This window comes from Ensifer adhaerens (genome assembly GCF_002007205.1).
GTDB classification, from domain to species: domain Bacteria; phylum Pseudomonadota; class Alphaproteobacteria; order Rhizobiales; family Rhizobiaceae; genus Ensifer; species Ensifer adhaerens_D.
In genome coordinates, this window is the sequence record NZ_LAZS01000012.1 from 1034143 (window position 1) to 1046221 (window position 12079).

The 12079-nt window shown below is 59.4% G+C and carries 10 protein-coding genes; 7 read left to right on the plus strand and 3 right to left on the minus strand.

Features of this window, described 5'->3' with window-relative positions; all coding sequences use genetic code 11:
• Positions 1–23: 23 nt before the first annotated feature.
• On the minus strand, positions 24–1301 hold the full coding sequence (locus XB14_RS29630) for an NAD(P)/FAD-dependent oxidoreductase (RefSeq protein WP_077967449.1): 1278 nt from the start codon (positions 1299–1301) through the stop codon (positions 24–26).
• 12 nt (positions 1302–1313) lie between these two features.
• A complete protein-coding gene (locus tag XB14_RS29635; RefSeq protein WP_077967459.1) occupies positions 1314–1982 on the minus strand; it encodes a haloacid dehalogenase type II in 669 nt (222 codons plus the stop codon).
• Positions 1983–2289: 307 nt separating this feature from the next.
• On the opposite strand from XB14_RS29635, the gene XB14_RS29640 reads away from it, so the two are divergent.
• The 6 genes from XB14_RS29640 (at position 2290) to XB14_RS29665 (ending at position 9886) form a co-directional block, all read left to right on the plus strand.
• Positions 2290–3123, plus strand: a complete 834-nt coding sequence (locus tag XB14_RS29640; RefSeq protein ID WP_077967461.1) for a GNAT family N-acetyltransferase — start codon at positions 2290–2292, stop codon at positions 3121–3123.
• 12 nt (positions 3124–3135) lie between these two features.
• Positions 3136–4509, plus strand: coding sequence for an aspartate aminotransferase family protein (locus XB14_RS29645; RefSeq protein WP_077967463.1), 1374 nt, complete (start codon positions 3136–3138; stop codon positions 4507–4509).
• A 220-nt stretch (positions 4510–4729) separates the two neighbouring features.
• The gene (locus XB14_RS29650) at positions 4730–6343 is read left to right on the plus strand and encodes an ABC transporter substrate-binding protein (protein ID WP_077967465.1); all 1614 of its coding nucleotides are present in this window, start codon (positions 4730–4732) and stop codon (positions 6341–6343) included.
• 89 nt (positions 6344–6432) lie between these two features.
• On the plus strand, positions 6433–7383 hold the full coding sequence (locus XB14_RS29655; protein ID WP_077967467.1) for an ABC transporter permease: 951 nt from the start codon (positions 6433–6435) through the stop codon (positions 7381–7383).
• Positions 7380–8231: an ABC transporter permease gene (locus XB14_RS29660; protein WP_077967469.1), complete on the plus strand. Its 852-nt coding sequence runs from the start codon at positions 7380–7382 to the stop codon at positions 8229–8231. The genes XB14_RS29655 and XB14_RS29660 overlap by 4 nt, the downstream gene beginning before the upstream one ends.
• Entirely contained in the window at positions 8231–9886 is a 1656-nt protein-coding gene (locus XB14_RS29665) for an ABC transporter ATP-binding protein (protein ID WP_077967471.1), read from the plus strand. Before XB14_RS29660 ends, XB14_RS29665 begins: the two co-directional genes overlap by 1 nt.
• A gap of 170 nt (positions 9887–10056) precedes the next feature.
• Here XB14_RS29665 and XB14_RS29670 read toward each other — a convergent pair whose 3' ends face one another.
• Positions 10057–10533 carry an Lrp/AsnC family transcriptional regulator gene (locus XB14_RS29670; protein WP_077967473.1) on the minus strand — a complete coding sequence of 159 codons (477 nt, stop codon included), beginning with the start codon at positions 10531–10533 and terminating at the stop codon, positions 10057–10059.
• A 195-nt stretch (positions 10534–10728) separates the two neighbouring features.
• On the opposite strand from XB14_RS29670, the gene XB14_RS29675 reads away from it, so the two are divergent.
• A complete protein-coding gene (locus tag XB14_RS29675; RefSeq protein WP_077967475.1) occupies positions 10729–12054 on the plus strand; it encodes an NAD(P)/FAD-dependent oxidoreductase in 1326 nt (441 codons plus the stop codon).
• Positions 12055–12079: the final 25 nt, after the last annotated feature.

Genomic DNA, 12079 nt, shown 5'->3' on the forward strand with positions numbered 1-12079 from the left:
GGCATTCAGGGCTGGAGTGAGAATTACTGCAGCCGATCGAGGGCCTTGTAATAGAGACCCACCAGCGGGAGGAACCAGGGCTTGCCGAAGTGGCCAGGCACCGCGGGCCATTCAAGTCCTTTCAGCGGATTGCGATCTTTCTTACCCAGAATGGCGTCGGCCATGATTATGCCGAGCTGTGTCGACAGCTGGGCACCATGGCCGGAATAGCCCATGGCATACCATACGCCGTCATTGTAGCCGGCCCGAGGATAGCGATCCTTCGTCATGTCTACCAGGCCGCCCCAGCAATAGTCGATCTCCACTTTCGCGAGCTGCGGAAAGATCTCCGTCAAGCTCGCGCGCAGAATGGCGCCGCTCTTGGCGTCGGAGCGTTGGTCCGAGGTCGCGGCAAAGCGGGCGCGGCCACCGAAGATTAGCCGCTTGTCCGGCGACAGACGGAAATAGTTACCGATGTGCATGGACGTCACGCACGTCCGGTTTCCTGGCATCGTGGCGGTGATTTCCGCGTCCGTTAATGGACGCGTCGCGATCAGAAAGCTGCCGACCGCGATTAAACGGCGCTGGAAGTATCCAAAAGGCCCACCAGACGTGTAGGCGCCCGTGGCGACGAGCACGTGGTCGGCGACCACGTCCCCGCGCGGGGTCGTCAGTCGGTGCTTGGCTTCCGACTTGAGGTGCTGGGTCACGGGTGCGCGTTCATAAATGGTCGCGCCATGGCGAACAGCCGCTTCGGCGAGACCGACGACATATCGTCCCATGTGCATCATGGCGCTCTTTTTCGATAGCATCGCCCCATAGAATGGAGAGCCGATTTCCTCCCTGAGGTCGCCAGCCGTCAGCAGCACCGTGGCGGGATCGACTTCCCGATGCACCGCCTCGAAATTGCGAGCGATCGCTTCGAAATGCTTCGGCTTCGAGGCGAGCTTCAACTTTCCCGACCGGCGGAAATCACAATCGATGCCTTCCTCGCCTACAATGGCTTCTATGGTGTCGATGGAATCATCGAACGCGCGGTAGAGCGCTACCGCGCGTTCGGTTCCGAGTTCCGCCTTGGCGGCGAGGAAGCTATGGGCGAGTCCGTTGTTGAGGTGCCCACCATTGCGCCCGGATGCTCCCCAGCCGACGTGGTTCGCCTCCAGGACGACAACGCGAGCGCCAGACTTTGCAATCTGCCGCGCTGCGGCGAGCCCAGTGAAGCCACCTCCGATTACGGCGACATCGAAGCGGCCCTCCGGCGGGCCGATCTGGGCTCCGTGAAACCGCGACGCGGTATCGTGCCAATAGGATTCGAACCTCATCGTGCCGCTCCGCTAAAGTCCGACGACACCGGCCAAGCCGGAAATGTCCTTGATCTCGACGTAACCGTAATAGGGGTTCGCCGGCTCGTGGCCGCGATTGACCCATACCTTGTTTTTGATGCCGAGATCGTGTGCCGACATCAGATCGTAACGGAATGACGACGAGCAGTGCAGGATATCTTCCGGGCCGCAGCCAAGCATGTCCAGCATGTATTCGAACGCCTGGAAGCGGGGCTTGTAAGCCTGGGCCTGCTGCGCAGTGTAGACTTTATGAAAGGGCGCGCCGAGCTTCTCGACATTCGACATGATCTGCGAATTCATCGCGTTGGAAAGGATGACCAAGGGGATTTCCTTGGCGACCTTGGCAAGGCCCGCCGGCACGTCGGGATGCGGCCCCCAGGTCGGAACGCGCTCATAGACCATCTTGGCGTCTTCATCCTTGAAGGTGACGCCGTTGGCCTTGCAGGTCCGCGACAGCGAATTGTAGACCACCTCGGCATAAGGCTTCCACGCGCCCATGACTTCGTCCAGCCGGTACGCGGAGAAGTTGGCGATGAACTTTTGCATGGCATGCTCGTCCAGCCGATCGTGATAAAGATCGCGGGCCGCGCCCGCCATGTCGAAATTGATCAGCGTGCCGTAGCAGTCAAAGGTAATGAATTTCGGCCGGAACTGGGTCATGATGTTGGTCCTTGCTTTTGCCGTTGGGGGTCATCGTCGATCTTCATCATAGGCGGCGTCCGTCAGAGGGACCGGCCGCATTTACCCGTTGTGGAAGCAGAATCTTCCGTATGTCCCGCCCGTTTTGGCAGAGAGTTGTGCGCCGCCGCGGTGGCCCGATGCATTTCGAGCTCGTAACGGCGATGTCAGCATAAGATGCGGTGGGCGCCGCCGCATAAAGAGAAAGATGTTGGCGGGCCCGATCAGTTGGAACGATCTGCTGGCAAGCCAGGGCTATCTTTTTTGGAAAGCACCAGGGACGAACCAAATGCAGAAGAGCCAGTTCACCATCGAGCCATTTGCTCCTCATCATGTCGAGGGAGCTCACAATCTTTCGTGCCAGGCCAACTGGCCACACAGGCGGGAAGACTGGGAGATGGTCGCGGCCCTGAGCACCGGCGTCGTCGCAATCGAGGACGAGAGGGTGATCGGCACCACGTTCACCACACGCTACGGAGACGATTGCGCGACCGTAAATATGGTAATTGTCGATGAAGCCATGCGCGGGCTTGGTCTCGGCCGCAGGCTGATGGATGCGAGCCTGGAAGCGGCCGGAGATCTACCGTGTCGCCTGATTGCGACGGATGAAGGCCTGCCTCTTTACAGAAAACTCGGCTTTCGCGAGACCGGAACTGTACGGCAGCACCAGGGGATTTGCCCTGCGGTGAAATCAAACCTTGAGGTCGAATGGGCAGCGCCCGACGATTTTCAACATGTCCTCGCGCTGGACAAGGAAGCCTTCGGGGGCGACCGGCACGATCTTCTGGTCCAACTTCGAACGATCGGCCGTTTCGCTGTCCTGCGCAGACACGGTGCGCTGGTCGGCTATTCCTGCCTTCGCGCCTTCGGCCGCGGCGAGGTCATTGGACCGGTGGCGGCTGAAAATCTCGCCGATGCCAAACAACTCATCCTGTTCTTGATGGCAGCGCGGCCGGGCGCCTTTGTCCGTATCGACACCACCTCCGTTGACGAAATCTCGTCCTGGCTATCGCAGCAAGGGCTCCCGCATGTGGGCGGCGGAACGGCGATGCAGCGCGGCGAAACGATCCATCTATCCGGCAACGCGAAGATCTTTGCCCTCGCCAATCAAGCATTCGGCTGAACGGAGACCAAAATGCTCAGCAATTCGATCATTGAACTCGACCGCGCCCACCTTGTGCATCCAGTTGCCTCTTATCGCGGCCACGAAAAGCTCGGCGTCCGTGTCCTGTCGTCGGCCAGCGGCGCTACAGTCACGGACATGAGCGGCCGTCAGCTGGTCGATGGCTTTGCCGGTCTCTGGTGCGTGAATGCCGGATACGGCCATCACAGCATCGTCGAGGCTGCAGCCCGCCAGATGCGAGAACTCCCCTATGCCACGGCATATTTCGGTCTCGGCTCGGAGCCGGCCATCCGTCTTGCCGCCGAGCTTGCGGAACGGGCGCCGGGTGATCTGAACCACGTCTATTTCACGCTCGGCGGATCGGATGCGATCGACAGCACCATCCGATTCATTCGCTACTATAACCACGCCAGGGGAACACCCGAGAGAGACCAGTTTATTTCCCTCGAGCAAGGGTATCACGGTTCCTCGACGGTCGGCGCCGGACTGACGGCACTTCCGATATTCCATGCCGGTTTCGGCATCCCCTTCGACTGGCAGCACAAAATCCCGTCACATTATGCTTACCGGAACCCTGTTGGAACCGACCCGCAAGCGATCATCGACGCCTCCAAACAGGCGCTTCGCAGCAAGGTAGAGGAGATTGGCCCCGAGCGCGTGGCCGCCTTCTACGCCGAACCGATCCAGGGTTCGGGGGGCGTGCTGGTTCCGCCGCCGGGCTGGATGAAAGCGATGCGAGACCTGTGCCACGAGCTCGACATCCTATTTGTCGCCGACGAGGTCATCACGGGGTTCGGGCGTACCGGACCGCTCTTTGCCTGCAGCGAAGACGACATCGTGCCGGATTTCCTGACCGTCGCTAAGGGTCTCACCTCGGGCTACGTCCCGATGGGCGCGGTGCTGATGTCCGATCACGTCTACAATACGATTGCCGATGGCGCTGGCGCTGCGGCTGTCGGCCATGGATACACCTACTCAGCCCATCCGGTGAGCGCGGCAGTCGCGCTCGAGGTTTTGCATCTCTATGAGAGCGGACTTTTGGAAAACGGCCGCCGTGCGGGCAGACGACTTATGGCAGGCCTTCAGGAGCTCGCTGATCATCCGCTTGTCGGGGACGTAAGGGGGCGTGGCATGCTCGCAGCTGTTGAACTCGTCATCGACAAAACCGCAAAGACTCCCCTCCCAGCTGCGGCCGACCCCGCCCGCCGGATCTTTGACCGCGCCTGGGACAATGGTCTCGTTCTTCGAGCCTTCGGAAACGGCGTGCTTGGATACGCGCCGCCGCTTTGCTGCACCGACGCTGACATCGATGCAATCATAACAAGAACGCGCAAGACGCTTGATCAGACCTTGGAAGACCCGGACGTTCGAGTGTTGCTGGCATGATCGAGCTGGAGGCAGGCCGCGAAATTCCGCTTTTCTCATGAATTCGCAATTTTGTGCCGCGGCACCTCCTACTTTCAGCGACTCCCCTGCCCGGTTCCGGCGAAACTAGAGGCAGTGTCAGGCGATCGCTCAGCAGAAGGAGGCTGAGCACTACGACGCGAAACCGGCAAGAAAATAGCTCGGACGCAGACAACTTGAGATCAACAAAAAGGGGAATGCCATGAACGACTCCAAGCTGACGAACTGGACCAGTGCCGACGATACCATGGTCGAACGCGCAATCCGCAGCGGTGCGACACGCCGTGAACTCCTGCAACTGCTTCTAGCCGGTGGCGTCGCCGCCGCCGCTGGCGGCACCATCCTCGGCCGGGCAACCAGCGCCATCGCCGCCACGCCCGTCTCCGGCGGCAACCTTAAGGCCGCCGGTTGGTCATCTTCCACAGCCGACACGCTCGACCCTGCCAAGGCTTCGCTTTCCACCGATTATGTTCGGTGCTGCGCCTTCTATAACCGCCTCACCTACATTCAGGCGGATGGCACTCCGCGGATGGAACTTGCAGAATCGATTGAAAGCAAGGATGCGAAGGTCTGGACGATCAGATTACGCAGCGGCGTCACCTTCCATGATGGCAAGCCACTGACCGCGGAGGATGTGGTCTTCTCCATGAAGCGCCATCTCGATCCGGCAGTCGGCTCGAAGGTCGCAAAGATTGCCAAGCAGATGACGGGCTTCAAGGCCGTCGACAAACTGACGGTCGAGATCACGCTGGAAAACCCGAACGGTGATCTGCCAACGATCCTCGGCATGCACCACTTCATGATCGTTGCCGATGGCACGACCGACTTCTCGAAGGGCAACGGTACCGGTCCTTTCGTGCGCGAGGTTTTCGAGCCCGGCGTCCGCTCCGTAGGTCTCAAAAACAAGAACTATTGGAAGCCTAACCTGCCGAATATCGACTCTTTCGAGTTCTTCGCGATTGGAGAGGACAATGCGCGCATCAACGCGCTTCTCTCCGGCGACATCCATCTCGCCGCCAACATCAATCCGCGCTCTGTGCGCCTGATAGACGGTAAGGAGGGCTTCTTCCTCTTGAAGACCACTGGCGGCAACTACACGAACCTCAACATCCGCCTGGACCTCAGCCCTGGTGACAAGAGTGGCTTCGTGGAGGGCATGAAGTACCTCGTCAACCGTGAGCAGATCCAGAAGTCTGCTTTGCGCGGACTTGGCGAAATCGCCAATGACCAACCCATCTCGCCAGCGAACTTCTATTTTAATCCCGACCTCAAGCCGAAGGCCTTTGATCCGGATAAAGCAAGATTCCTCTTCGAAAAGGCCGGCCTACTGGGTCAATCTATCCCGATTGTCGCGTCGGACGCGGCGAACTCGGCCATCGACATGGCCATGATCGTGCAGGCGGCCGGCGCAGAAATCGGCATGAAGTTCGACGTCCAGCGCGTACCCCCCGATGGCTATTGGGATAATTACTGGCTGAAGTCACCGGTCCACTTCGGTAACATCAACGCGCGCCCCACCCCGGACATCCTGTTCTCGCTTCTCTACGCATCCGATGCTCCGTGGAATGAGAGCCAATTTAAGTCTGAAAAATTCGACCGGATGCTGCTCGAGGCACGCGGATCGCTCGACCAGGCCAAGCGTCGGGAAATCTACAACGAGATGCAGGTCATGGTGTCGGAAGAAGCTGGCACGATCGTTCCGGCTTACCTGGCCAACGTCGATGCGGTGTCCTCGAAGCTCAAGGGGCTCGAAACGAACCCGCTCGGCGGCATGATGGGCTATTCCTTCCCGGAATATACCTGGCTGGAAGCCTGATCACCAAGGGACCGGGAGGGGACTCCTCCCGGTCCATCCTCCCATTCTCGTGATAAACTGTCGGCCAACCGCCGACGGGAGGTTCAATCATGACAAATCCGGCTCTGCCTCTCATTGCCAGTCGGCTCGTTATATCGGCCATTACTCTGCTAATCGTCTCAGTCGCAGTGTTTTTCGCCACGACGATGCTGCCTGGCGATACGGCGACGATCCTGCTCGGCCAAGCCGCGACCCCTGAGGCGGTTGCCGGTCTGCGCAAAGCCATGCACCTCGACGAACCAGCTGTCCTGCGCTTTCTCTATTGGGCTGGTGGATTGCTGTCTGGCGACCTCGGCACATCCTATGCCAACGATATGCCAATCGCGGATTTGATAGCTGGTCGTTTCGTCAGTTCAATGAAGCTTGCGGGTATCACTGCGCTCGTTTCCGTCCCACTGGCACTCACTCTCGGCATCACCGCCGCCATGCTCAAGGGCTCGCTCTACGACCGTGCCGTTACCGTGTTGACGATTGGCATCATTTCCGTGCCGGAATTCATGATCGCGACATCCGCGGTGCTTTTCTTCGCCGTCTATCTCCAGTGGCTGCCCGCCATCTCCTTTGCAAATGAAACCGTGACCTGGAGCGATGTCTTGCGCGTCTATGCGATGCCAGTCCTCACGCTCACCTTTGGTGTGGCATCGCAAATGATCCGCATGACGCGAGCAGCCGTTGTCGAGACGCTCAACACACCCTACGCAGAAATGGCTCTGCTGAAGGGAGCGTCTCGCGGCCGCGTGGTGCTGCGTCATGCTCTGCCGAACGCGGTAGGCCCAATCGTCAACGCTATCGCGCTGTCGCTCTCCAATCTCGTCGGCGGCGTGATTATCGTCGAAACTATCTTCAACTACCCTGGCATCGCCAAGCTTATGGTCGATGCGGTCGCGACGCGCGATCTGCCCTTGATCCAAAGCTGCGCCATGGTCTTCTGTGTCGGCTATCTGATCTTGATAACAGCAGCCGATGTTATCGCCATTCTTGCCAATCCGAGGCTGCGATGACCACGATCGAAACTCCGGCGGCAAAGAGCCGCAAACCCGCCTACCGCACGAACCTGGTTGGTTTGGTCGGCATGGCGATCATAGCCTTTTGGGCGATCATCGCCCTCATCGCCCCTTGGATCATCCCCTACCCCGTCGGGGAGATCGTCGATCTCGACTACTTTGGCCCGATAAGCCAGCAGTTTTGGATTGGCTCGGACTATCTCGGCCGCGACATGCTCTCGCGCATCCTGATGGGCGCCCGGTACACGGTCGGCATTTCACTCGTCGCAGTGTCCATCTCCTGCTTCTGTGGCGTCGTTCTCGGAATGATCGCAGCGGTTTCGGGCGGCTGGTTGGATACACTGTTGAGCCGCTTCCTCGACGCGATGAACTCGATCCCGAGCAAGCTGTTTGGCCTCGTGGTCGTTGCCGCCGTCGGCTCGTCTATACCCGTGCTCGTGCTGACTCTCGCCATCATCTATATCCCTGGCGCATTCCGCTTCGCCCGTGCACTCGCGGTCAATATCAATACGATGGATTTCATAACGGTCGCCAGGACACGCGGTGAAGGCACGCTCTACCTGATCACGTCCGAAATTCTGCCCAACATCATTGGGCCGGTTCTCGCGGATCTGGGCTTGCGCTTCGTCTTCATCGTGCTGCTGCTCTCGGGCCTTTCCTTTCTGGGTCTGGGCGTCCAGCCGCCCTACGCGGACTGGGGTGCCCTGGTTCGCGAAAATATCGGTGGCCTGCCCTTCGGCGCTCCCGCGGTAATCTTTCCCTCGATCGCCATCGCCACTCTCACGGTAAGCGTCAACCTGCTGATCGACAACCTTCCTCAGAAAATCCGAGACCGGAGCGAATGATGACCAATCTCGTCGAAATCCGTGATCTGAAGGTCGAAGCCAAAACGGACTCTGGCCGTATAGTGGAAATCATCCGGGGCGTTAGCTTCGATGTGCAGGAGGGAGAGATCGTCGCCCTGATCGGGGAAAGCGGCTCGGGAAAGACGACGATCGCCCTGACCTTGCTCGGCCATACGCGCGCCGGCTGTCGCATCAGCGGTGGTTCCGTCGCTCTTGCCGGTCAGGACATGGCGCGCCTGCCCGAGCGCAAGAGGGCAAGCGTTCGCGGCACCCAAGTCTCCTACGTTCCGCAAAGTGCAGCTGCAGCCTTCAACCCGGCTCAGACGATTATGGAGCAGGTCATCGAGGTAACGCGGATCCACGACTTGATGTCGGCCGACGCTGCCCGCGCCCGCGCGACCGATCTCTTCAAGGCACTCTCACTCCCCAATCCGGAAACAATTGGTGATCGCTATCCGCATCAAGTCTCGGGCGGGCAGCTGCAACGCCTCTCCGCCGCGATGGCGCTGATCGGCGACCCAAAAATCGTGATCTTCGACGAGCCGACGACCGCGCTCGATGTGACGACCCAGATCGAGGTGCTACGTGCCTTCAAGTCCGTCATGCGCAAGAGCCGCATCGCCGGCGTCTATGTCTCGCATGACCTCGCGGTCGTTGCGCAGATAGCCGATCGCATTGTGGTCCTGAAGGGTGGAGAACTCCAGGAGATTGGCAGCACCGAGCAGATCCTGAATAGTCCGCAGCACCCCTACACCAAACAACTGCTCGGCGCCTTCAAGCAGGCGGCACGTGCCGCGTCAACCGCGTCGCAGGAAGGCCGCCCTCTGCTAGAGGTTCAGGATCTCGTGGCGGGTTATGGACCGATGCAAACCGACGGTACACCCCTGATCAAAGCGCTGCGTTCGGTCAGCCTCAAGGTTGAGCGCGGGCGCAATCTCGGGATCATCGGAGAATCGGGCTGCGGCAAGTCCACGCTCGCCCGCACCATCGCCGGTATTCTCCCCGCCGTGAGCGGCGCAATCACCTTCGACGGAAAGCCACTCGCGCCGGCCGCGCACGCGCGCACGCGCGAGGAGTTGCGCGAACTGCAGATCGTATTCCAGTATGCCGATACGGCACTTAACCCGGCCAAATCGATCAGCGACATACTCGGCCGGCCGCTGTCGTTCTACCATGGCATGGCGGGGGAAAAGCGCGCGCGGCGCGTTGATGAGCTGCTGGACATGGTGCGCTTGCCGCGGGCATTGAAGCATCGCCGCCCTGCTGAACTCTCCGGCGGTCAGAAGCAACGCGTCAACTTCGCCCGCGCCCTCGCGGCGGAGCCGAAATTGATCCTCTGCGATGAAGTAACTTCGGCTCTCGACACGGTGGTCGCCGCCGCCGTTATCGACCTCCTGAAGGAGCTGCAACGCGAGCTTTCGCTCTCCTACATTTTCATCAGTCATGACCTCTCCGTCGTGGAAGCGATATGCGACGAAGTGGCGGTCATGTACGCGGGTGAGAAGATTGAACAGCTGCCGCCGTCCGCGATGGGGAGCGGGGCGAGCCATCCCTATTCCAAACTGCTGTTTTCTTCCGTGCCCAAGCTTGATCCTACCTGGCTAGACAGTCTCAAACAGGATCCGGAATTGCTCAGCGCTTTTAGCGGGCGGTAACGCCCGCAAAGCCTACAACAAGGGCATTGAAGCATGTCTCCTAGAAGTACGCAGCGTTCTGCGCGACATTGCAATGTTTAACGACTTGTAGCGCGAGGGTCGCGTAGTTCGCGACCTGCATGACGGTCACTGCCCTATCCTAGGAAGAGTGTCCCCGCTTTGCGGAGACCTCAGAGAGGAAACAGGCTCGTTAATGGCAGGTGCGAGCGAACGATAGGCGATTTCAGCACTACGAAACTGAAATATTTGTCGATCCCAATATCCATGTCAGTCAAGCGCTCCATAATCTCCTGATACTCGGCGATGCCACTCGTAACGAACTTGATCAGGTAATCGTAGCCACCGGAAATCAGGTGGCATTCGATGACAGAATCGATCTTCTCGACGGTTGTTAGAAATCGAGCGAAATCGATTTGACGGTGGTTCTTCAGCGTCACTTCCGTGAAGACCGTCATGGTCTGGCCGAGCTTGGCCGTGTTGATATGCGCGGAGTAGCCGTCGATGTAACCTTCTGCCTGCAGCTTCTTCATGCGCATCAGGCACGGACTAGGCGAGAGATTGACCAATTCGGCGAGCTCGACATTGGTAATGCGCCCATTCTTCTGCAGTTCATAAAGAATTTTGATGTCGATCCGGTCGAGCTTCATACGGCCTCTCAGCAGATTATGCTTCTTTCAAGATAGCACAGCCTTCAAGGAAGTCTAATTTAGTAGAAATCCGGCTGTCAGCATAAAAGGTTGTCGCGCACTTAAAATGCAGTCGATAATTCTGCTGTTTCAAAACGTGCAGCCACCGCTTGCGTGCGGTTGGGGTAAAATATCACTGCCTCGATGGAGATAGTGATGCCCGCGCCCCTCGTTCGGATCGAAAGTTCAGACTCACAGCCCCAAACCGCCGATGCCGTGGTCATAGGCGGCGGCATTGTCGGGGTGTTTACCGCCTATTACCTCCTCAGGCGTGGACTGAACGTGGTCCTTGTTGAGAAGGGTCTGATCGGTGCAGAGCAATCAAGCCGGAACTGGGGATGGTGTCGGCAACAAAATCGTGACGCTCGCGAACTGCCGATCGCAACCAAAAGCCTCGATCTCTGGGACCAGTTCGCCGCCGAAACGGGCGAAGATACCGGCTTTCGGCGCTGCGGGCTGCTCTATCTTTCCAACAGCCCCAGCGAACTAGAGGGTTGGGCACGGTGGCGGGACTTTGCCCTTACCGTTGGCGTAACAACCCGTATGCTTTCGGCGGCCGAAGCAACCGAGCGTGGGGCGGCGACAGGTAAGCGCTGGACCGGCGGCGTCTTTTCTCCTTCGGATGGGACAGCCGATCCGTCAAAGGCTGCTCCGGCAGTGGCACGCGCCATTATCAAAGCCGGTGGCGCAGTCCTCCAGAATTGCGCTGCTCGCGGAATCGAGACAACCGGCGGAAGACTATCGGGCGTTGTCACAGAAAAAGGGACTATCCGAACGAAAATCGCCGTGCTTGCCGGTGGCGCCTGGGCCTCCTCCTTTTGCAACACGCTAGATATACGCTTTCCCCAAGCCTCAGTACGCTCGTCGATCCTATCCGTCGAGTCCGGCACCTCGGCGCTGCCGGATGCCCTCCACACCGCTGAGGTCTCAACGACCAGACGTGCCGACGGCAGCTACACGTTGGCGATCAGCGGACGGGCAAAGGTCGACGTAACGCCGCAACAACTGCGTTTTGCCCGATCCTTCATCCCGATGTTTGCACGCCGGTGGCGTAACCTTGCCCCTGGCGGACGCGAGGGCTGGCGCTCGGGCCATGAAACACTCAGCCGCTGGCGTCTCGACGCACCAACGCCAATGGAGCGCATGCGCATCCTGGATCCCGCCGTGGACGAAGGGACCATTTCCGAAATCCTTCGCCGAGCTCGCGCTTTGCTTCCCGGTCTCGCTAAGGCAAAAATCAGGGCGAAATGGGCTGGCTACATAGACAGCACACCAGACGGCGTTCCGGCCATTGGCGAAATTTCCAATATCCCCGGCTTCATCCTTGCGGCGGGCTTCAGCGGCCACGGATTCGGTATCGGTCCTGGCGCCGGTCACCTGATCGCCGACATCGTCACTGCATCTGATCCGATTGTTTCGCCCACGCCCTACCATCCGAACCGGTTCGCCGGAACGGCTTGGGGCAAAGTTGCTGAATTCTAGATAGCGAGCTGTTGTCAGTGAAATG

What these genes read in the sequence shown, in the direction of transcription:
- XB14_RS29630 (WP_077967449.1), bottom strand. Translation starts at nt 1,301, where the DNA reads ATGAGGTTCGAATCCTATTGGCACGATACCGCGTCGCGGTTTCACGGA.
- XB14_RS29635 (WP_077967459.1), bottom strand. Translation starts at nt 1,982, where the DNA reads ATGACCCAGTTCCGGCCGAAATTCATTACCTTTGACTGCTACGGCACG.
- XB14_RS29640 (WP_077967461.1), top strand. Translation starts at nt 2,290, where the DNA reads ATGCAGAAGAGCCAGTTCACCATCGAGCCATTTGCTCCTCATCATGTC.
- XB14_RS29645 (WP_077967463.1), top strand. Translation starts at nt 3,136, where the DNA reads ATGCTCAGCAATTCGATCATTGAACTCGACCGCGCCCACCTTGTGCAT.
- XB14_RS29650 (WP_077967465.1), top strand. Translation starts at nt 4,730, where the DNA reads ATGAACGACTCCAAGCTGACGAACTGGACCAGTGCCGACGATACCATG.
- XB14_RS29655 (WP_077967467.1), top strand. Translation starts at nt 6,433, where the DNA reads ATGACAAATCCGGCTCTGCCTCTCATTGCCAGTCGGCTCGTTATATCG.
- XB14_RS29660 (WP_077967469.1), top strand. Translation starts at nt 7,380, where the DNA reads ATGACCACGATCGAAACTCCGGCGGCAAAGAGCCGCAAACCCGCCTAC.
- XB14_RS29665 (WP_077967471.1), top strand. Translation starts at nt 8,231, where the DNA reads ATGACCAATCTCGTCGAAATCCGTGATCTGAAGGTCGAAGCCAAAACG.
- XB14_RS29670 (WP_077967473.1), bottom strand. Translation starts at nt 10,533, where the DNA reads ATGAAGCTCGACCGGATCGACATCAAAATTCTTTATGAACTGCAGAAG.
- XB14_RS29675 (WP_077967475.1), top strand. Translation starts at nt 10,729, where the DNA reads ATGCCCGCGCCCCTCGTTCGGATCGAAAGTTCAGACTCACAGCCCCAA.